Here is a 19976-nt window from a genome sequence, read left to right on the forward strand (position 1 = left end):
TAGGGGGCGTGAGTTTACTGCTCGGTTGCCACCTGATTCTGGCTAACGCGCAGGGCCGCCAGCGCTTTACGTGCGGCTTTCAGCACCTGATCGCACTGTTCCATCGTCAGCGTTAACGGCGGTTCGATGCGGATGGTCTTTGCGTTGTTCAGCGTGCCGGCCACCAGCACGTGCTGGCGGAACATTTCGCTGGCAAAGCTATAGCCGATTTCGTTATCGACAAACTCGATAGCCATCAGCATCCCTCTGCCGCGCGCTTCGCGGACCAGATCCGGATATTCGCGCGCCATACAGCGGAAGCCGTCCAGCAGCATATCGCCTTTCTGTTCCGCCTGAGCGGGTAGGTTCTCGGTCAGCAAGACGTTGATGGTAGCCAACGCTGCCGCACAGGCCAGCGGGTTGCCACCAAAAGTGGTGGTGTGCAGGAACGGGTTGTCGAACAGCACCGAAAACACCTCTTCGGTGGCAATCGTCGCGCCAATAGGCATCACGCCGCCGCCGAGCGCTTTCGCCAGACACAGAATGTCTGGCTGCACGTTCTCATGCTCGCAGGCGAACATTTTGCCGGTACGGCCCATGCCGGTTTGCACTTCATCAAAGATCAGCAGCGCGCCGAATTCATCACACAGCTTACGCACCGCGGGCAGGTAGCCCTGTGGTGGCAGAATCACGCCACCTTCACCCTGAATCGGTTCGAGGATCACCGCCGCCACATCGTCGCCGGTTTTCTGGCACTCGCTCAGCATTGTGCGCATGGCATCGATATTACCGAACGGCACGTGGCGGAAGCCCGGCAGCAGCGGCATAAACGGCTTGCGGAACGTCGATTTCGCGGTCGCGGACAGCGCACCAAGCGATTTACCGTGGAAGGCGCCGCTGGTAGCGATAAAGGTAAATTTGCCGCGCGATGATTGATAAGCTTTCGCCAGCTTCAGCGCTGCTTCGACGGACTCGGTCCCGCTGTTGCTAAAGAAGCTGTATTTCAGCTTGCCCGGCGCCAGCGCGGCCAGCGTTTTGGCCAGCATAGCGCGCAGAGGATCAAGCAATTCCTGGCTGTGAAGGGGTTGTTTGGCGAGCTGATTCTGTACGGCGGAAACCACCACTGGATTACGGTGCCCCACGTTGAAAATACCAAAACCGCCCAGGCAATCCAGAAACTCCTGGCCCTGGGTGTCGACAAGCGTATTTAACCCTCCCGCCTGCCACTCTACGGCTCCGTAATCCCCACCGGCAGTTACAGATTTTCGATACTCTAAAAACCCTGGATTCACATGCTCTTTAAAGTATTCCCTGACCTCCTGGTTCAGTGCTTTCATCTCCTCATGGTCAAGCGTTCGCTTTTCAATGAGATTCAGTGCGTGCGCGCTGCAGGCCAAAGCCGAGGCGCTGGAAGGTAACCTGTTCAAAATGTGCTCCTGGGGGTCACGTATCACACGATACTGAATTAAGTATTGCAGGGATTACGCCACTTCAGCGGCAACGGTGAAAATCGGGATAAATGCCAGGAGAAACCGGTTGTGTACAATATTTAATCGTCCAGCGGCTCAAGGATGGGGTTGAGGGGAGAAGCGCAAGAGGGCAGGTTGCGCCAGGATGGGGCAGGTTTTGCGCCGCCATCGCGCAGCATAAAAAAAGTAGGGCTTTTGTCCATTTTGCGATCTAACGCAAAATTAACAATTAAGGTTAATTAAAATCCCTCCGATATAACAATTGTAATACATTTTCTTTCTGCACCTGAAAAGGATGTCTGTATGTCTACCCTGTCCGACCCAAACTTGTCCACATCACCGCTGGACGAGCGTACTACGCTGATGTCCACCACCGACCTCGATAGCTACATCACCCATGTTAATGATGCCTTTGTGAAAGTGAGCGGCTACGGCCGCGAAGAGATGCTTGGCAAACCGCACAATCTGGTGCGTCATCCCGATATGCCAAAAGCGGCGTTTGCCGATATGTGGCGTACGCTCAAGCAGGGAGAACCGTGGAGCGGGATCGTCAAAAACCAGCCTAAAAGCGGCGGCCATTACTGGGTGCGCGCAAACGCCATCCCGCAGGTGCGTAATGGTAAAACGATAGGCTATATGTCCATCCGCACGATGGCTTCGGCTGAAGAGATTGCCGCCGTCGAGCCGCTATATCAGGCGCTACGGGAAAATCGCAGCAACAAGCGCCTGCATAAAGGTCTTGTCGTCAGCAAACGCTGGTGGGGCAAACTGGCGACCATACCGCTGCGCTGGCGTATGCGTAGCGTCACGCTGGGATGTTACCTGCTGCTGGCCGCAAGTCTGCTGACGCTGGGGGCGCCCATATCGGCAGTACTGACATCAGCGCTGATCGTGTTGCTGGCCACCGCAGTGCTGGAGTGGCAGATTATTCGCCCTATTGAGAACGTCGCCCGTCAGGCGTTGAGCGTGGCCACCGGCGAGCGCAACAGCGTAGAGCATTTAAAACGCGGTGATGAGCTGGGATTGATGCTGCGTTCCGTCGGCCAGCTGGGCCTGATGTGCCGTTGGCTGATTAACGATGTCTCAAGTCAGGTGAACAGCGTGAGCGACGGCAGCGATGTGCTGGCGCGCGGTAACGAAGAGCTGAACCAGCGCACCCAGGAAACGGTGGTCAACGTCCAACAAACCGTCGCTACCATGAGTCAGATGGCGGTTTCCGTACAGAATAATTCCCAAACCGCCGCCGAGGCCGACAAGCTGTCGCTGGCCGCCAGCGGCGCGGCCTCTCAGGGGGGGCAGGCGATGCACCGGGTCGTGCAGACGATGGAAGAGATTGCCGACAGCACACAGCGCATTGGCTCGATTACCACGTTGATTAACGATATTGCCTTCCAGACTAATATCCTGGCGCTGAATGCGGCGGTTGAAGCGGCGAGGGCGGGCGAACAGGGGAAAGGGTTTGCGGTGGTGGCGGGAGAGGTGCGCCATTTAGCCAGTCGAAGCGCGACGGCGGCCAATGAAATTCGCCAGTTGATTGAGGCCAGCGCCAGTAAAGTGCAGTCCGGCTCAGAGCAGGTGCACACCGCGGGACGCACAATGGATGATATTGTCTCGCAGGTGCAGAATGTCACCCAATTGATTGCGCAGATTAGCCAATCGACGTCCGAACAGGCCACGGGGCTGTCTGATTTAACTCGTGCCGTGGCAAAGCTGGATGAGATCACCCAGAAAAATGCCGGGCTGGTGGCGGAAAGCGCCAACGTGTCGGCGATGGTGAAACACCGCGCCAGCCGTTTACAGGATGCGGTGACCGTCCTGCATTAATCGAGCTGTGAGATCTCCAGCGCCGCGCGGTCAATAACGCCGATAATCTGTTTTAGCTGCGCGTCGCTGATTTCTCCGTGATTCACCTTCAGGTCCAGCACGGCCTTAAAGTTATCGATCGCCCGTTTCATCTGCGGATTTTTGCGCAGCTCATGCCCTACCATTCTGGCCTTTATCCGCGCCTGGATCTGTTCCAACTGCTCCCGGTTCTCTTCCAGCGTACGTGCGCCGTCGATGGTGATAGCGATTTTTTTGCGCCCACCGTCCTCTTCCTGAACCGTAATCAGGCCCTGGTCCTGGAGCAGATCAAGCGACGGGTAGATCACTCCGGGGCTTGGGGTGTAGTTCCCCAGCGTCAGAGCTTCAATGGCTTTAATCAATTCATAACCGTGGCTGGCGTTGTCTTTCAGAATGTTGAGGAGCACCAGACGCAATTCGCCGTGGCCAAAGAAACGCTGACGGCGTCCGCCATGATGACCACGTCCGCGATGTTCGGTATCAGAAAGAGAGCTCATTGTTCACGCCTTACTAATATTTAGATATATCTAATTTATATCTAAATTTATATCTTTATCAATATGGAAATGAATATTTCTATATGCCATTGATTTTAATTAGTTTAATTTTGTGGGGGCATTTTTATTGCTGTTTTCGTCTATATCATAAAAATTGCTTGCTTTCTTCTTAATTGGCAATCATTATCATTTGCAAAATGTTTAGATATATCTATTTGCCAGAGAGACGCTCAATGAAAGAGAAAAAGTACCCACAGCGCGTGCGCAATGAACTTCGTTTTCGTGAACTGACCGTACTGCGTGTTGAGCGCATCGGCGAGGCTTTTCAGCGCGTAGTGCTGGGCGGCGAGGCGCTGGAAGGCTTTAGTTCGCGTGGATTTGACGATCACACCAAATTATTCTTCCCACAAGCAGGGAGCAAAATCACGCCGCCAACGGTAACCGATGACGGTATCGTCTGGGCTGAGGGCGTCCGTCCACAATCGCGTGACTATACCCCGCTGTATAATGCTGAACGCCATGAGCTGGCCTATGACTTCTTCATTCATGATGGCGGCGTCGCAAGTCAATGGGCGATGGAGGCTAAAGCGGGTGATACGCTGACGATCGGTGGTCCGCGCGGTTCGCTGGTGGTACCGGAAGATTATGCCTGGCAGCTTTATGTCTGCGATGAAACCGGTATGCCGGCGCTACGTCGCCGCCTGGAGGCGTTACGCACGCTGGCGCAGCGTCCGCAGGTTACCGCGCTGGTGATGGTGCGTGACGTGGCGGATAAAGCCTATCTGGCCGGTTTTGATGAGTTCAATATTGAATGGATTAGCGAGTATGACGCCGCCGCCGTTGCCGCGCGTCTGGCGCAGCTCACGGTGCCGCCGTCCGATTACTTTATCTGGCTGACCGGTGAAGGGAAGGTGGTTAAAAACCTGACCGATGGATTTGTGACCGATGCCATTGACCCGCAGCTGGTCCGCTCCAGCGCCTACTGGCACGCCAAATAACGTGATTCTGCCGCAGTTTCTCCTGCGGCCAGGATGACTTCCTGTGGCGCTTGTCAGCGCCATTCTCTCTTTTCGCTCCCCGCCGCTACACCTCGGCCATATTTATTGCCGCTTGCCGTAAACAATCGTCTGAAGGACGTCTTTTCCCTAATTTTTATACTTTTATTTTGCGCCTTTCCGACGTGAGTTATTTGTTGTTTTGTTTTTATAATTAATTGTTTTATATGGTTATTTAATCAATATCTGTATGATATTGTGATGTCAATCACCTTATGCCTTTTGCCAATACAAAATCTATAAAACTAGATGTTTGTCGAGTTTTCATCTAAAAATAGCGGTGAAGGGACTAGACACGACCATCTTATGGTTATCAAATGGTTAAAAACTCAGAGTCGAATGTAAAAAATCGACAAAATTAGAAAATGGTTAGCCTGCTTACACGACTTACCTGCGTGACAACGCACCTTCTCTGGAGAAACTATGCATTCCACTGTTAATAAAAACGAAAGCCGAACCTTTTTCGGTCACCCTTATCCGCTGGGGTCGCTGTTCTTTACCGAAATGTGGGAGCGCTTCTCGTTTTACGGCATTCGCCCGTTACTGATCCTGTTTATGGCCGCTACCGTGTATGACGGCGGTATGGGATTAGCGCGTGAAAACGCGTCGGCGATTGTTGGTATCTTCGCGGGCACCATGTACCTGGCGGCGCTGCCGGGCGGTTGGCTGGCGGATAACTGGCTCGGCCAGCAAAAAGCGGTGTGGTACGGTTCCATCCTGATTGCGCTGGGACATCTGTCTATCGCGCTGTCGGCGTTTATGGGCGACAACCTGTTCTTTATCGGCCTGATGTTTATCGTACTGGGGTCGGGTCTGTTTAAAACCTGTATCTCGGTGATGGTCGGCACTCTGTATAAAAAAGGCGATGCCCGTCGCGATGGCGGCTTCTCCCTGTTTTATATGGGTATCAACATGGGGTCGTTTATCGCGCCGCTGATTTCCGGCTGGCTGATTAAATCCCACGGGTGGCACTGGGGCTTTGGTATCGGTGGTATCGGGATGCTGGTCGCGCTGGTTATCTTCCGTGTGTTCGCCGTACCGGCGATGAAGCGCTACGACAGCGAAGTGGGGCTGGACTCCACCTGGAACAGCCCGGTGGTGAAAAAGAACGGCGTAGGCGCATGGCTGCTGGCGCTGGCGGTGGGCGTCGCGGTGGTTATCACCCTGATTGCTCAGGGCGTGATCGTGATTAACCCGGTGGCCGTGGCGAGCGTGTTGGTGTACGTGATCGCGGCATCGGTAGCACTGTACTTTATTTACCTGTTTGCCTTTGCGGGCCTGAGCCGTAAAGAACGCGCGCGTCTGCTGGTGTGCTTTATTCTGCTGGTTTCCGCCGCGTTCTTCTGGTCCGCCTTTGAGCAGAAACCCACTTCCTTCAACCTGTTCGCCAACGACTATACCAACCGCATGATCGGTGATTTTGAGATCCCGGCGGTATGGTTCCAGTCAATTAACGCCCTGTTTATCATCCTGCTCGCTCCGGTCTTCAGCTGGGCGTGGCCTGCGCTGGCGCGTAAGAACGTGCGCCCGGGCAGTATCACCAAGTTCGTGATCGGTATTCTGTGCGCGGCAGCAGGCTTTGGCCTGATGATGATGGCGGCGCAGAACGTGCTGAGCAACGGCGGCGCGGGCGTTTCCCCAATGTGGCTGGTGGGGAGCATTCTGATGCTGACGCTCGGCGAGCTGTGTCTGAGCCCGATTGGGCTGGCGACCATGACGCTGCTGGCACCGGAAAGAATGCGCGGCCAGATGATGGGGCTGTGGTTCTGCGCCAGCGCGTTGGGTAACCTGGCCGCTGGCCTGATTGGCGGCCACGTGAAGGCCGACCAACTGGATATGCTGCCGGATCTGTTCGCCCGCTGTTCTATCGCGCTGCTGATCTGTGCTGCCGTATTGTGCGTGCTGATTGTTCCGGTACGCCGGATGCTGGAAAACAGCAAATCCAGCGCGGAGCAGAACCCGGCGACTAACGTCTGATTGCCATTCAACATCACCTGCCGGCGCCGATGCGCCGGCTTTTTTTTGCGCAAACGGCGGCCAAAAGGGTGACAGCTCACGAAAAAATGCAAGAACGTGAGCGGTTTCTTTGAAATCCCGCTCGATTCCAGTCCATAGTATAGACTTGTTTACTACGTGGTTAATTTAAGGACAAGAATATGCCAGCAGTCATTGATAAAGCGTTGGATTTTATTGGTGGTATGAATACGTCTGAGCCGGTGCCACAGTCTATGGACGAAAGTACAGCGAAGGGAATTCTGAAATATTTGAAAGAGCTGGGCGTGCCCGCGAGTGCGGCCGACATTACGGCGCGTGGCGATCGCGAAGGCTGGAATGCTGGATTCACTCAGAAGGTTGCTGGCTGGGCCGACAAGGTTGACTCTGGTGAACACATGCTGATTAAAAACCCGGAATACTTCTCCGATTATATGCGCGAAGAGCTCCGTGCGCTGGTATAAACCCTAAGTCGGCGCTCTCGCTTTGACGGTGAGAGCGCAAAGTCCGATGTTTATCTGCATATTTTCTCTCAATAAGCGATTTCGGCCTGGTTGCAATTAATCTGAAAACCGTTGGCCTGCCTTGAGCCATCATCTTCCCGCTTTTATAATTTCGCTAAGAAAGACCGAATTCAATAAAAATATAATTAAAAACATCATCATATAATGATGCTTTTAGATTTTACTCCCCTGCATCCAGAGATAAATATGAACTCAACCGTTAAATATCGTGCCGATATCGATGGGCTGCGCGCGCTCGCCGTACTCCTTGTGGTGCTCTTTCACTTTGGGCTGGGATTCCCCGGTGGATTTGTGGGCGTTGATGTTTTCTTTGTCATTTCGGGATATCTGATTGGCGGCCATATTTATCAAAGTAAGCTTGCGGGCCATTTTTCGTGGGGGCAGTTTTATGTTCGCCGAATAAAGCGAATTCTTCCCGCGCTGATTGCCGTTGTGATTGCCGTCTGGCTGGTGATGTTCTTTATCTCTACGCCAGCCGATTTCAGGAAATTAGGCCGTGATGCCGCGGCGACGCTGTTGTCGGTCTCTAACGTAACGCTCTGGAATTCCATCGACTATTTCAGCCCCAGCGCCGAGCATAATCCTTTATTGATGACCTGGTCATTGGGCGTGGAAGAACAGTTCTATTTTCTCGCGCCACTGCTGATTCTGGTGCTGACGCGTTTTGATAAAAAACTCTCTTTTTTACTGATGGGGAGCGTCACGCTGCTCTGTTTTGCCATTGCCGCCGCCGGAACCCTGCAGATTCCGCATAGCGCATGGTTTTTGACGCCGTTTCGCGCCTGGGAGCTGTTTGCCGGGGCGCTACTGGGAATGGCCCATACCCACTTTCCCGCGGCATTCTCGACAAAGGTTGATAACCTGAAATCTGTCGTGGGTGTTTTACTCATTGCCTGGTGTGCGCTTTTTTACGACGCGCAGACCTCTTTCCCTGGGCTGGGGGCGCTGCCGGTGGTGATGGGCGCCGTGTTGCTGCTGGACGGGCAAACGGCGCTTATCAACCGCCGTTTGCTAACCTGGAAACCGCTGCGCTTTATTGGGCTCATCTCCTATTCACTCTACCTGTGGCATTGGCCGGTTATCAGCCTTTACCACTATCTTTGCGAAGCGGAGCCGGGGAACGGGATGCGCGTATTGCTGATTGCGCTCTCGTTTTTGCTGGCGACGATCAGCTATTACCTCATCGAGAAACCTTTTCGGGCGGCGCAGTTGCCGGCATCTCGCGTATTCTGGCGCTACGGGATGGCGATGGGGCTGCTGACGCTGGTCTTCGCCACCACCTGGCTGCAAAAAGGTTTTCCCGCCCGTTGGCCTGAGGACTTTGCCCGGATGCAGTCGGAGATAGAAGAGGCGGAAGATAGTTGCATGACCTCATACGGCAATATTCTGCTGACCGGAACCCCGCGCTGCACCGGTGGCGAGGCGCAGGAGAAAATTGCCCTGATTGGCGATAGCCATGCCGGGGCGCTGGCCGCGGCGTTTCGTCAACTGGCGCACGACCGTCATCTGACGCCGGTGATTTTTGCGAAATCGTCCTGTCCGCCGCTGTTCGGCGTGTATCGCCTTGCCGACGGCTGGCCGCTGCATGACGCGCAGTGTCGGGCATTCAAGCTCGATGTCGACAACTATCTGGCTCAGGATAAGCAGATCTCGACGGTGATTCTTACGGGCTTCTGGCAGTCCGGTTTGATGGCAGGAAAAGCCCCCTGGCAGTCGGAAACGACGCCGTCATTAGGCCCTGCTCAGGCGCTGCAGCAGGGGCTGGCAGAGACCATCACGCGTTTGCAGAAAATGGGTAAGCGGGTCATTGTGCTGGGCGATGTGCCGATGATGAATTTTTCCCCGCCCAAACGCGTAATGCGCTGCTTTAGCCGGGCGTTTGCCTATGCGAACCCACAAAGCGCCGGAATGTGCGAGGTGGTGGGTCACGATAGCGTTGAGCCTGATGCCAGCGCGGCGCTGATTGGCAAGGTATCGACGAAGCTGAACGCTGAATTCGCCAGCCTGAAAGATGCGTTGTGTGACACGGCGACCTGCCGTTTTGCGGAAAGCGCGCATATTTACTACAAAGACCCACAGCATCTGACGCGATACGGTGCGGATAAGGTGCTGAAAAGCGTGGTGATGCCGCTGATTGCGCGCTAAGGCGCGGGGTCATGCAATAAAAAAGGCCACTCGTGAGAGTGGCCTAACTGTATGTATTTTCTGCTTAAATTTGGTGGCCCCTGTTGGGTTTGAACCAACGACCAAGCGATTATGAGTCGCCTGCTCTAACCACTGAGCTAAGGGGCCAATTAGCCGACGATTATAATGTAACAATGGCCGCCAATCCAGCGCTAAGCGTGCACATGCTGTTTTTATAAACAATGCATTTTCAATTCGTTATACTCGTCTCACGATGTATAGGTCGAGGATATTATGGTTAAGGACATTATCGATTCAGAGTTGCGGGTACTGTTTTGTGGTATCAACCCGGGACTGTCATCGTCTTCACTGGGCTATCCTTTTGCCCATCCAGCAAACCGCTTCTGGAAGGTGCTGCATCTGGCGGGGTTTACCGATCGCCAGCTGAAGCCGGAAGAGGCGGCGCAGATGCTGAAATTTCGCTGCGGCGTGACCAAGCTGGTTGAGCGCCCGACGGTGCAGGCCACGGAGGTGACCTTGCAGGAGCTGCGCAGCGGCGGCCAGGCGCTGATTGAGAAGGTTGAGCACTATAAACCTGCTGCGCTGGCGGTGCTGGGCAAGCAAGCCTTTGAACGCGGCTTAGGGCAGCGCGGCGCGACGTGGGGGAAGCAGACCTACAGAATTGGCGACACCGAAGTGTGGGTGTTACCGAATCCGAGCGGATTGAGCCGAATAACGCTGGATAAGCTGGTGGAAGCGTATCAGGCGCTGGACTCGGCGTTGAAGGCACGTGGCCTGTAGGCAGGGTAAGCGAAGCGCCATCCGGCAGAACCCGCGCAGATTGCCGGATGGCGGCGTAAACGCCTTATCCGGCCTACCGCTCCCGCGCGGATAACAGGCAAAAAAAAGCTCCCAAAAGGGAGCTTTTTCACATTGGGCAGGGCGATTAATCGTCCAGGAAGCTACGCAGCACTTCAGAGCGGCTCGGGTGGCGCAGTTTACGCAGCGCCTTCGCTTCGATCTGACGGATACGTTCGCGGGTAACATCGAACTGTTTACCCACTTCTTCCAGCGTGTGGTCGGTGTTCATATCGATACCGAAACGCATACGCAGCACTTTCGCTTCACGGGCGGTCAGGCCAGCCAGAACGTCGTGGGTGGCGGCACGCAGGCTCTCGGTGGTCGCAGAGTCCAGCGGCAGCTCGAGGGTGGTATCCTCGATGAAATCACCCAGATGCGAATCTTCATCGTCGCCGATCGGCGTTTCCATGGAGATAGGCTCTTTAGCGATCTTCAGCACTTTACGGATCTTGTCTTCCGGCATCAGCATGCGCTCAGCCAGCTCTTCCGGCGTCGGCTCGCGGCCCATCTCTTGCAGCATCTGACGGGAGATACGGTTGAGCTTGTTGATGGTCTCAATCATATGTACCGGGATACGGATGGTACGCGCCTGGTCGGCGATGGAACGGGTGATTGCCTGACGAATCCACCAGGTAGCGTAGGTGGAGAACTTGTAACCACGACGGTATTCAAACTTATCAACCGCTTTCATCAGACCGATGTTGCCTTCCTGAATCAGATCGAGGAACTGCAGACCACGGTTGGTGTATTTTTTAGCGATAGAGATAACCAGACGTAAGTTCGCTTCAACCATCTCTTTTTTCGCACGGCGGGCTTTCGCTTCACCGATGGACATGCGACGGTTGATGTCTTTTACCTGCTCGATGGTCAGGCCGGTTTCTTCTTCAATCTGCTGCAGTTTCTGCAGGCTGCGAAGAACGTCTTCTTTCACGTCGTGCAGCTTTTCAGACCACGGCTTGTTCATCGCGATAGCCGCGTTGAACCAGGTTTCGCTGGTTTCGTTGCCGGTGAAGAGGGTGATGAAGTTCTTCTTCGGCATTTTGCACTGTTCAACGCACATCTTCATGATGATACGTTCCTGGGTACGCACGCGATCCATCATGACACGCATGCTGTTCACCAGGTAGTCGAACTGTTTCGGCACCAGACGGAACTGTTTGAACACTTCAGACAGCTTCAGAATCTCTTCCTGAGCGGCAGCGTGGCTACGGCCTTTGGCTTTGATGGTGTCGCGAGTCACTTCGTACTGCGTACGCAGTTCGGCGAATTTCTCACGCGCCAGTTCAGGGTCGATGCTGTTGTCATCGTCGCTGCTGTCGTCGCTATCGTCGTCTTCATCTTCATCGTCGTCATCCATCTCTTCCTGAGACAGTTCGGAACCGACGTGAGTGGCGGTTGGCGCCATATCTTCTTCGGCGTTCGGGTCGACGAAACCGGTGATCAGGTCGGACAGACGGGCTTCTTCCGCTTCAACGCGATCGTATTGTTCCAGCAGATAGGTGATGGCTTCCGGGTATTCGGCAACGGAGCACTGTACCTGGTTGATCCCGTCTTCAATACGTTTGGCGATGTCGATTTCGCCTTCGCGGGTCAGCAGTTCTACGGTACCCATTTCGCGCATGTACATGCGCACCGGGTCGGTTGTACGCCCGATTTCAGATTCCACGCTGGACAGAACCTGTGCAGCCGCTTCTTCTGCGTCTTCATCAGTGTTGTTGGAGGTTTCAGCCAGCAACAGATCATCGGCATCCGGTGCTTCTTCCATCACCTGAATACCCATGTCGTTGATCATTTGGATGATGTCTTCGATTTGATCTGAATCGACGATATCTTCCGGCAGATGGTCATTGACCTCGGCATAGGTCAGATAGCCTTGCTCCTTACCACGTTGGACAAGAAGCTTGAGCTGTGACTGCGGGTTTTGCTCCATAAGACGGTATCCACACTTAATTCATTTGATTGGTGTCGGTCGGCGAACGAACCGCCGACATTTAAAGCGAGGGCGTACTTATATTAGTGCCGCTGCGCCTCGGGCGGCTGTCGGGGGCTTCCCGATAGGTATTCGGCAGTTAAGCCGTTAAATTCATTTTTTTTCCAGGGCCTGTCTGATTTCCCAGAACTCCCTGCGCTCTTCACTGCTCAAACCGTGCGTGCGATCGCGAGCTATCAACTCTTCCTGTCGCTGTTCAAGCATTGAATCAAAAATTCGGTTTAGCGTGTCGGTGAACATTTTTTCAACATTCTCATCCTTTATATCGTTCCAGGTTGAGAGTTTTTCAAGTGTTGCGTATTCACTTGCTCCGCGATAATTCTCTAACAGTTGGCCCGTTGTCAGGCCGGGTTGCGCCACACACAGGTTGACCAGTTCGCTGAACAGGTTGAGCCCCGGTAGCTTTGCCTGAGCCAGCCCATGCATAGGAGGTACAAGTGGTGCCAGATTTGGGTTTTGCACCAGTAGTCCTATCAGTATACGCATAGGCGTCTGTTTTATCTGCTGAGGCGGGCGTACCACGCCACTTTCTGCCTGTTTTGGCATTAAACGATCAAGCGCCGCATCGTCAAAGATACCCAGCTTCAGCCCCAGCGTCTGGCGCAGCTGAATCCGGTGCGCGTCACCCGGCACCTGGCTTATCAGCGGCAGGGCCAGCGCGGCGAGCTGCGTGCTGCCGTCCGGTGAACTGAGATCAACCTGTGGTAAGAGACTGTTAAATAAGAAGACGGAGAGCGGTTGTGCGTGCTCCATCCGTGCTTCAAAGGCCTCTTTACCCTCTTTACGCACCAGCGTATCCGGGTCTTCACCCTCGGGCAGGAACATAAAGCGTAGCTGACGACCGTCGGTCATGTACGGCATCGCGGTTTCCAGCGCACGCCATGCGGCGTCGCGGCCGGCGCGGTCACCGTCGTAACAGCAAATCACGTTGTTTGTCGCACGGAATAACATATGAATGTGGTCCGCCGTGGTCGACGTACCCAGCGAGGCGACGGCGTAGTTGATACCGTATTGCGCCAGCGCGACAACATCCATATACCCTTCGACAACCAGCAGACGCGGTGGTTCAGCGTTGTGCTGCTGGGCTTCATAAAGGCCATACAGCTGACGGCCTTTATGGAAAATATCGGTTTCCGGGGAGTTGAGGTATTTTGGCGTATCGTTACCGAGTACGCGGCCACCAAAACCAATCACCCGGCCTCGTTTATCGCGAATCGGGAACATCACGCGATTGCGGAAACGGTCGTATGTTCTTCCCTGGTCGTTATTGACCAGCATTCCGGCATCGAGCAGCAGCTTCCTGTTGTCGACATTTCCACCGAAACGTTTTAAGGCGTTATCCCAGCCCGGCGGCGCAAAACCAATAGCAAACTGCTGGACAATCTCGGCACTCAGACCGCGTTGCTCCAGATACTGGCGTGCTGGCTCGGCGATGGGTTGGGCGAAGGATTGCTGATAAAAATCATTTAACCCTTCCATTAGCTGATAGAGATTCTGACGCTGGTGACGCTCTATCTGGCTAAGACCTGTTCCGGCTTCGTACGGCACTTCAAGGTTGTGCATAGCCGCCAGTTCTTCAACGGTTTCAACGAACTCGAGCTTGTCGTAGTTCATTAAAAAGTCGATGGCATTGCCGTGCGCGCCGCAGCCGAAGCAGTGGTAAAACTGCTTATCACCGTTCACGGTGAAAGAGGGGGTTTTCTCGTTATGGAACGGACAGCACGCATGGTAATTTTTGCCCTGCTTTTTCAGCTTCACCCGTGCATCGATCAGATCGATGATGTCGGTGCGCGCCAGCAGATCATTAATAAATACGCGTGGGATTCGTCCAGCCATAGGCCCCGTTTATTTTGAAGACTTATAAACGAAAACAAGCCGCGCATTCCTTTCGGAAGCACGGCCTTGCAACTACAACTCGGTCTGTAACCTGAGAGCCGATGCTCTCAAGAGATTAGTACAGACGAGTACGGCGTGCGTTTTCGCGAGCCAGTTTCTTCGCGTGACGTTTCACTGCAGAAGCTTTAGCGCGCTTACGTTCGGTAGTCGGTTTTTCATAGAACTCACGACGACGAACTTCCGCCAGAACACCCGCTTTTTCACAGGAACGCTTGAAGCGACGCAGTGCTACGTCGAACGGCTCGTTTTCACGTACTTTAATTACCGGCATGTAACTCTCACCTTTAATAAATTCGGTTTGCCGCTGGCATCAACGCCAGCTTATTTCAAAATGGTGCGGAATTTTACTGCAATTGCTGTTGCTTTGTAAAGCACCGACGCGTTTTTGAACGGGACTTTTTAAGGGTGAGGAGTATACACGAGGCTGCCTGCTGGGGCGAACAATGTTTTACAAGCCGGGACAGAAAACCTACACTGCGCGGTATTAAAACGAGGTAAATCTAGCCATGCGTGTACTGGGTATTGAAACATCCTGCGATGAAACCGGCATCGCAATTTATGACGACGAAAAAGGTCTGTTAGCCAACCAGTTGTATAGTCAGGTGAAATTACACGCTGACTACGGCGGTGTGGTGCCTGAGCTGGCGTCGCGTGACCACGTGCGTAAAACGGTTCCCCTGATTCAGGCGGCCTTACAAGAAGCGAACCTGACGGCCAAAGATATCGACGCGGTGGCCTACACCGCCGGTCCAGGTCTGGTTGGCGCTCTGCTGGTCGGCGCAACCGTAGGACGCTCGCTGGCGTTTGCCTGGAATGTGCCGGCTATTCCGGTCCACCATATGGAAGGCCATCTGCTGGCGCCGATGCTGGAAGATAATCCGCCGGAATATCCGTTTGTGGCGCTGCTGGTATCCGGCGGCCATACGCAGCTGATTAGCGTCACCGGTATCGGTGAGTACACCCTGTTGGGCGAGTCCATTGACGATGCGGCGGGGGAAGCTTTTGATAAAACCGCCAAGCTGCTCGGTCTGGATTATCCCGGCGGCCCAATGCTGTCGAAGCTGGCTTCGCAGGGGACGGAAGGGCGCTTTGTGTTCCCGCGTCCGATGACCGATCGTCCGGGGCTGGATTTTAGCTTCTCCGGCCTGAAAACCTTTGCCGCGAACACTATCCGCAATAACGGCGATGACGATCAAACGCGTGCTGATATCGCCCGCGCCTTTGAAGATGCGGTGGTGGATACGCTGATGATCAAGTGCAAACGCGCGCTGGATCAAACCGGCTTTAAGCGCCTGGTGATGGCGGGCGGCGTAAGCGCTAACCGTACGCTGCGCGCGAAGCTGGCGACGATGATGCAAAAACGCGGCGGTGAAGTATTCTACGCGCGTCCGGAGTTCTGTACCGATAACGGCGCGATGATTGCCTATGCGGGCATGGTGCGTCTGAAAACGGGCGTCAATGAATCGCTGGGCGTGGCCGTACGTCCACGTTGGCCGCTGGCGGAGCTGCCAGCCGCCTGACGTTCTGGCCGAGACTCGTGATAAAAAGCCCTCTTCAGGAGGGCTTTTTTGTGCGTGTTATTCGGCGTCTTTGGGCTTGCGCTTTTTCAGGCGCGCCCAAATTTTTGTCTCCTGCCGTCGCCACAAACGCTGAATGTTGTCATGATGACGCAGCAGAATGAGGCACGACAGCATCGATACCGGGAAGGTGTACTGGGGCTTGAACCACCAGACGTAGAACGGCGCGACCAGCGCGCTGACGATGGCGCCCAGTGACGAATATCCGCTCAGCAGAATTGTCAGCAGCCAGGTTCCGGCCATTACTCCGGTTAGATCCCAGCCGATAGGGGCAATCGCGCCAAACGCGGTCGCCACGCCTTTTCCGCCCTGAAAATGGAAGAAAATCGGCCAGATATGGCCCAGGCAGGCGGCGATCGCGACCAGCCCAAGCCAGAATGGAGTAAAGCCAAGGGCATAGGCACCCCAGACGGGCAGCATCCCTTTCAGGATGTCGAAAACCAGGACGGCTACGGCAGCACCCTTGCCGCCGATGCGTAAGACATTGGTGGCGCCGGGATTACCGGAACCACTGGTGCGAGGGTCAGGTAACCCCGCGAGGCGGCAGACCAGAATGGCGCTGGAAATTGAGCCGCAAAGGTAGGCAAGGAGGATCATTCCAGGCTCGATTGCACTCATAACGCTGTTCCATTTTGAAAATGTCGAAGTATTCTCTGCATCTGTGGATAATACGCATAATTCGCCGGAAGTGGTATCCGGTTTAGCCTAAAACCAAGCAGGTCGTGATGGATATTGTATTTATAGAGCAACTTTCGGTAATCACCACTATCGGTGTTTATGACTGGGAACAAACCATTGAACAGAAGCTGGTGTTCGATATCGAATTAGCCTGGGACAACCGCAAAGCCGCCGCCAGCGACAACGTGGAAGACTGCCTGAGCTATGCGGATATCAGCGAAGCGGTAGTAAAACACGTGGAAGGCAGCCGTTTCGCGCTGGTGGAGCGTGTTGCGGAAGAGGTTGCCGACCTGCTGATGTCGCGCTTTAACACCCCGTGGGTGCGCATTAAGGTCAGTAAACCGGGCGCCGTGGCGCGAGCCGCCAACGTGGGCGTGATCATTCAGCGTGGCCATAATCCTAATTAATCTCATTATTCGTCATATAACTTAAACCAAAATGATTTATACCGGTCTTAGTGCCGGGTTTATTTTATTGTTTACTTTTAAGGGTTTATTTAATGAGCGATATGCACTCGCTGCTGGTGGCGGCTATTCTGGGTGTGGTCGAAGGATTGACTGAGTTTCTGCCCGTCTCCAGCACTGGCCATATGATTATCGTCGGCCACCTGCTGGGCTTTGAAGGAGATACGGCGAAGACGTTTGAGGTGGTGATCCAACTGGGTTCGATCCTCGCGGTGGTGGTGATGTTCTGGCGTCGGCTTTTTGGCCTGATTGGCATCCACTTTGGCCGTCCTCCGGTGCACGAAGGTGAAGGCTCAGGCCGTTTGTCGCTCATTCATATTCTGCTCGGGATGATTCCGGCGGTGGTGCTGGGGCTGGTGTTCCACGACGCCATCAAATCGTTATTTAACCCGATTAACGTGATGTACGCGCTGGTGGTGGGCGGTGTCCTGCTGATTGCCGCGGAATGCCTGAAGCCGAAGGTGCCGCGCGCGGTCGGCGTGGATGATATGACGTATCGTCAGGCGTTTATGATTGGCTGCTTCCAGTGTCTGGCGCTGTGGCCGGGTTTCTCCCGCTCAGGAGCCACTATTTCCGGCGGTATGCTGGTCGGCGTGAGCCGCTATGCGGCGTCGGAGTTCTCTTTCCTGCTGGCGGTGCCGATGATGATGGGCGCGACGGTGCTGGATCTCTACAAGAGCTGGCACTTCCTGACTGCCGGTGATATCCCGATGTTTGCCGTCGGGTTTGTGATGGCCTTCCTGGTGGCGCTGGTGGCCATCAAAACCTTCCTGCAGCTGATTAAACGTATTTCGTTTATTCCGTTCGCTATCTACCGCTTCATCGTCGCGGCCGCGGTCTACGTGGTCTTCTTCTGATGCCGTGCCCTCAGTCTTTTGGCTGGGGGCAACGTTTTTCCTTCCAGTTGGCCACCGCCTGAATTCGGCGTCGTGTCAGTTCTTCGCGAATTTCCGGCCCTTTAAATCCGGCCTCAATCACCTCTTTGTTGCCCACGCTTCTGGCAACGGCCCACGCTTCCCGTAGCAGGCGTCCCTGTGGGTAATCACAGGCTTCGAAGCGAGTACGCCCGCGCACGTCGGCTTCGCTGGTAAGCGCAATCTGTTCTACACGCTGCGGCTTGCGCCAGGCGTCGATGGAGTCGAACAGTTTCACCAGCGTTTTCGGCTGCAGAATGGGCAGGGTATGAATCAGGTCATGGAATTCGGCGACCAGTTTTGCCAGCTCGCGCATGTCGTTCGGCACTTTCAGACGCTGGCACAGCTGCTCGACCAGCTTAACCCCCGCCGGGCCGTGGCCGTGGTGACGAGGCCAGAACTCTTTTGGCGTCAGCCCCTTGCCTAAGTCGTGGCACAGCGTAGCGAAACGGACGTCAATATCCGGGCTGAGCATCGCGGCCATCGATACGGTCATCAGCGTATGCACGCCGGTATCAATTTCCGGGTGCCATTTCTCCGGGGCCGGCACGCCAAACAGCGCGTCGATTTCCGGGAACAGCACCTTTAGCGCGCCGCAGTCGCGTAACGTCTGGAAGAAGACTTGCGGGTTACGGGTGCCGAGTGCGCTTTCCGTCTCTTTCCAGACACGCTCAGGCGTCAGATGCGCCAGCTCGCCAGCGTCGGCCATTTCGCGCATCAAGGCCAGGGTTTCGTCGGCAATACGGAAGCTGAGATGGGCGTAACGCGCGGCAAAACGCGCGACGCGTAGCACGCGCAGCGGGTCTTCCGCGAAAGCGGGGGAGACATGGCGCAGAATGCGCTGCTGGAGATCGCGCTGGCCGCCGTACGGGTCGATAATCGTCCCGTCGCTGTCCTCGGCAAGCGCGTTAACGGTGAGGTCGCGGCGCAACAGATCTTGCTCCAGCGTGACGTCCGGCGCGGCGTAGCAGGTAAAGCCGGTATACCCGGAACCCGATTTTCGCTCGGTGCGCGCCAGCGCGTACTCTTCGTGGCTGTCCGGATGTAAAAATACCGGAAAATCGCGGCCTACCTGCTGGTAGCCCGCATCAAGCATCTGCTGCGGCGTGGCGCCGACCACGACCCAATCTTTATCTTTGAACGGTAGGCCCAATAGCCTGTCCCGAACTGCTCCGCCGACCAGATAACTCTTCACGCCACGCTTCTCCTCATCATTTTCTTTCTGATAATACGAAAGAAGTCGACTTAAGGCGAGTTGGCTTAGTTCATCCAGCGATCTTTGCGTTTGCGGCTTGGAATGATGTGCGGCAGCACCAGACCGAGGATCAGGCCAATACCGAGCACGCCGCCGCCGTACATAAACCACTGCATGATGATGGTGCGCTGTTTATCATCGAGCTGCAGATTCGCGGCGTTCACCTTTTTCTGCGCCACGATAAGCTCGTTTTTCAGCTTCTGGTTCTCGTTTTTCAAACCGTTGATCACCGTATCGCTCTCAGCAACCTTTTTCTGCATTTCTGCGGTGCGCTGGTTCCAGGTGGTGTCGATGTTGTTCAGTTTGTCGGTCAGGGTTTTGACCTGATTTTCGAGATCCGGCACGCGGGTGCGCAGGCTTGGCGTCGCGGTCAGCTCTTTGAGCGGGATCCACGCGGTACGGCCGTTGCTGTCACGCACCTGGCCGTATTGGGTATTTTCGTTGGTCTGCAGCAGGGTGACTTCTTCACCCGCGTTGACGGTGCCTGCCAGGCGATAGTTATCGCCCGGGCCGCTGCGTACCCAGGTGTTCAGTTCATCGGAGACATACCGCTTTTCATCGGCGTGAGCGACGGTAGAAGCAGTAAGTGCAAGTAAAGTAATGGCAATTAAGCGTAATTTTGGCATCAGATCATCGTTTTTGTCATAAAAGTGGAACGATAGTAGTGGCAACAGTCTGACGACGCAAAGCATTCTGCGGCAATCGGAATCCTCCAGGAGGAAAAATTGCATCAGCTGTTGGCCTGACAAATTGCGCATTGCATGGCAATTTGTCGCAAAATACTATCTACTGACAAAAAGAATACCTGTAAGTTCGCCGTAAAGGTATTTCCCGGCAACGAAACCATAAGAATTCAGTC

General features: G+C 54.7%; 17 protein-coding genes and 1 tRNA gene. 9 read left to right on the forward strand and 9 right to left on the reverse strand.

Annotated elements, in window-relative coordinates; all coding sequences use genetic code 11:
- Positions 1-14: 14 nt before the first annotated feature.
- The gene (gene ygjG / locus K7B04_RS08490; RefSeq protein ID WP_064542185.1) at positions 15-1406 is read right to left on the reverse strand and encodes a putrescine aminotransferase; all 1392 of its coding nucleotides are present in this window, start codon (positions 1404-1406) and stop codon (positions 15-17) included.
- Positions 1407-1751: 345 nt separating this feature from the next.
- Here ygjG and K7B04_RS08495 point away from each other — a divergent pair, with 345 nt between their 5' ends.
- Complete coding sequence (locus K7B04_RS08495) at positions 1752-3272, forward strand: PAS domain-containing methyl-accepting chemotaxis protein (protein ID WP_223803819.1); 1521 nt, start codon at positions 1752-1754, stop codon at positions 3270-3272.
- Here K7B04_RS08495 and K7B04_RS08500 read toward each other — a convergent pair.
- Entirely contained in the window at positions 3269-3787 is a 519-nt protein-coding gene (locus tag K7B04_RS08500; RefSeq protein ID WP_223803820.1) for a PadR family transcriptional regulator, read from the reverse strand. The two genes, K7B04_RS08495 and K7B04_RS08500, sit on opposite strands and share 4 nt — an antisense overlap.
- A gap of 233 nt (positions 3788-4020) precedes the next feature.
- Here K7B04_RS08500 and K7B04_RS08505 point away from each other — a divergent pair, with 233 nt between their 5' ends.
- The 4 genes from K7B04_RS08505 to K7B04_RS08520 all read left to right on the forward strand — a co-directional run bounded on the left by K7B04_RS08505 (position 4021) and on the right by K7B04_RS08520 (position 9503).
- Positions 4021-4785 carry a siderophore-interacting protein gene (locus K7B04_RS08505; protein WP_223803821.1) on the forward strand — a complete coding sequence of 255 codons (765 nt, stop codon included), beginning with the start codon at positions 4021-4023 and terminating at the stop codon, positions 4783-4785.
- A gap of 480 nt (positions 4786-5265) precedes the next feature.
- Positions 5266-6819 carry a peptide MFS transporter gene (locus tag K7B04_RS08510; RefSeq protein ID WP_163447857.1) on the forward strand — a complete coding sequence of 518 codons (1554 nt, stop codon included), beginning with the start codon at positions 5266-5268 and terminating at the stop codon, positions 6817-6819.
- Positions 6820-6998: 179 nt separating this feature from the next.
- The gene (locus K7B04_RS08515; RefSeq protein ID WP_065356095.1) at positions 6999-7298 is read left to right on the forward strand and encodes a DUF1889 family protein; all 300 of its coding nucleotides are present in this window, start codon (positions 6999-7001) and stop codon (positions 7296-7298) included.
- Positions 7299-7544: 246 nt separating this feature from the next.
- Positions 7545-9503: an acyltransferase family protein gene (locus tag K7B04_RS08520; RefSeq protein ID WP_223803822.1), complete on the forward strand. Its 1959-nt coding sequence runs from the start codon at positions 7545-7547 to the stop codon at positions 9501-9503.
- A 71-nt stretch (positions 9504-9574) separates the two neighbouring features.
- Here K7B04_RS08520 and K7B04_RS08525 read toward each other — a convergent pair.
- A tRNA-Ile gene (locus K7B04_RS08525) sits at positions 9575-9650 on the reverse strand.
- 126 nt (positions 9651-9776) lie between these two features.
- Between K7B04_RS08525 and mug the strand changes: the two genes are divergently transcribed.
- Positions 9777-10283, forward strand: coding sequence for a G/U mismatch-specific DNA glycosylase (gene mug / locus K7B04_RS08530; RefSeq protein WP_163447859.1), 507 nt, complete (start codon positions 9777-9779; stop codon positions 10281-10283).
- A gap of 145 nt (positions 10284-10428) precedes the next feature.
- On the opposite strand, the gene rpoD is transcribed toward mug, so the two are convergent.
- The 3 genes from rpoD to rpsU all read right to left on the reverse strand — a co-directional run bounded on the left by rpoD (position 10429) and on the right by rpsU (position 14500).
- Positions 10429-12273, reverse strand: a complete 1845-nt coding sequence (gene rpoD / locus K7B04_RS08535) for an RNA polymerase sigma factor RpoD (protein ID WP_163447860.1) — start codon at positions 12271-12273, stop codon at positions 10429-10431.
- A 153-nt stretch (positions 12274-12426) separates the two neighbouring features.
- Positions 12427-14169, reverse strand: a complete 1743-nt coding sequence (gene dnaG, locus K7B04_RS08540; protein WP_163447861.1) for a DNA primase — start codon at positions 14167-14169, stop codon at positions 12427-12429.
- A 115-nt stretch (positions 14170-14284) separates the two neighbouring features.
- Entirely contained in the window at positions 14285-14500 is a 216-nt protein-coding gene (gene rpsU / locus K7B04_RS08545; RefSeq protein ID WP_001144069.1) for a 30S ribosomal protein S21, read from the reverse strand.
- A 235-nt stretch (positions 14501-14735) separates the two neighbouring features.
- Here rpsU and tsaD point away from each other — a divergent pair, with 235 nt between their 5' ends.
- On the forward strand, positions 14736-15749 hold the full coding sequence (gene tsaD / locus K7B04_RS08550) for a tRNA (adenosine(37)-N6)-threonylcarbamoyltransferase complex transferase subunit TsaD (protein ID WP_223803823.1): 1014 nt from the start codon (positions 14736-14738) through the stop codon (positions 15747-15749).
- A gap of 57 nt (positions 15750-15806) precedes the next feature.
- On the opposite strand, the gene plsY is transcribed toward tsaD, so the two are convergent.
- Positions 15807-16424 (reverse strand): glycerol-3-phosphate 1-O-acyltransferase PlsY, encoded by a 618-nt coding sequence (gene plsY / locus K7B04_RS08555; RefSeq protein WP_223803824.1) that lies wholly within the window; start codon positions 16422-16424, stop codon positions 15807-15809.
- Between the two features lie 107 nt (positions 16425-16531).
- Between plsY and folB the strand changes: the two genes are divergently transcribed.
- Both folB and bacA read left to right on the forward strand, forming a co-directional pair.
- Complete coding sequence (gene folB / locus K7B04_RS08560; RefSeq protein ID WP_065356078.1) at positions 16532-16891, forward strand: bifunctional dihydroneopterin aldolase/7,8-dihydroneopterin epimerase; 360 nt, start codon at positions 16532-16534, stop codon at positions 16889-16891.
- A 92-nt stretch (positions 16892-16983) separates the two neighbouring features.
- Positions 16984-17805 carry an undecaprenyl-diphosphate phosphatase gene (gene bacA / locus K7B04_RS08565; RefSeq protein WP_065356077.1) on the forward strand — a complete coding sequence of 274 codons (822 nt, stop codon included), beginning with the start codon at positions 16984-16986 and terminating at the stop codon, positions 17803-17805.
- Between the two features lie 10 nt (positions 17806-17815).
- On the opposite strand, the gene K7B04_RS08570 is transcribed toward bacA, so the two are convergent.
- Both K7B04_RS08570 and K7B04_RS08575 read right to left on the reverse strand, forming a co-directional pair.
- On the reverse strand, positions 17816-19057 hold the full coding sequence (locus K7B04_RS08570; RefSeq protein WP_223803825.1) for a multifunctional CCA addition/repair protein: 1242 nt from the start codon (positions 19055-19057) through the stop codon (positions 17816-17818).
- Positions 19058-19122: 65 nt separating this feature from the next.
- Entirely contained in the window at positions 19123-19743 is a 621-nt protein-coding gene (locus K7B04_RS08575; protein WP_163447864.1) for a TIGR04211 family SH3 domain-containing protein, read from the reverse strand.
- Between the last annotated feature and the right edge of the window lie 233 nt (positions 19744-19976).

The organism is Kluyvera sp. CRP (assembly GCF_019930565.1).
GTDB lineage: Bacteria > Pseudomonadota > Gammaproteobacteria > Enterobacterales > Enterobacteriaceae > Kluyvera > Kluyvera georgiana_A.

Bases quoted from the DNA above. Each gene is read 5' to 3' on its own strand.
- K7B04_RS08495 (WP_223803819.1), top strand. From the start codon at position 1,752: ATGTCTACCCTGTCCGACCCAAACTTGTCCACATCACCGCTGGACGAG.
- K7B04_RS08500 (WP_223803820.1), bottom strand. From the start codon at position 3,787: ATGAGCTCTCTTTCTGATACCGAACATCGCGGACGTGGTCATCATGGC.
- K7B04_RS08505 (WP_223803821.1), top strand. From the start codon at position 4,021: ATGAAAGAGAAAAAGTACCCACAGCGCGTGCGCAATGAACTTCGTTTT.
- K7B04_RS08510 (WP_163447857.1), top strand. From the start codon at position 5,266: ATGCATTCCACTGTTAATAAAAACGAAAGCCGAACCTTTTTCGGTCAC.
- K7B04_RS08515 (WP_065356095.1), top strand. From the start codon at position 6,999: ATGCCAGCAGTCATTGATAAAGCGTTGGATTTTATTGGTGGTATGAAT.
- K7B04_RS08520 (WP_223803822.1), top strand. From the start codon at position 7,545: ATGAACTCAACCGTTAAATATCGTGCCGATATCGATGGGCTGCGCGCG.
- mug (WP_163447859.1), top strand. From the start codon at position 9,777: ATGGTTAAGGACATTATCGATTCAGAGTTGCGGGTACTGTTTTGTGGT.
- rpoD (WP_163447860.1), bottom strand. From the start codon at position 12,273: ATGGAGCAAAACCCGCAGTCACAGCTCAAGCTTCTTGTCCAACGTGGT.
- dnaG (WP_163447861.1), bottom strand. From the start codon at position 14,169: ATGGCTGGACGAATCCCACGCGTATTTATTAATGATCTGCTGGCGCGC.
- rpsU (WP_001144069.1), bottom strand. From the start codon at position 14,500: ATGCCGGTAATTAAAGTACGTGAAAACGAGCCGTTCGACGTAGCACTG.
- tsaD (WP_223803823.1), top strand. From the start codon at position 14,736: ATGCGTGTACTGGGTATTGAAACATCCTGCGATGAAACCGGCATCGCA.
- plsY (WP_223803824.1), bottom strand. From the start codon at position 16,424: ATGAGTGCAATCGAGCCTGGAATGATCCTCCTTGCCTACCTTTGCGGC.
- folB (WP_065356078.1), top strand. From the start codon at position 16,532: ATGGATATTGTATTTATAGAGCAACTTTCGGTAATCACCACTATCGGT.
- bacA (WP_065356077.1), top strand. From the start codon at position 16,984: ATGAGCGATATGCACTCGCTGCTGGTGGCGGCTATTCTGGGTGTGGTC.
- K7B04_RS08575 (WP_163447864.1), bottom strand. From the start codon at position 19,743: ATGCCAAAATTACGCTTAATTGCCATTACTTTACTTGCACTTACTGCT.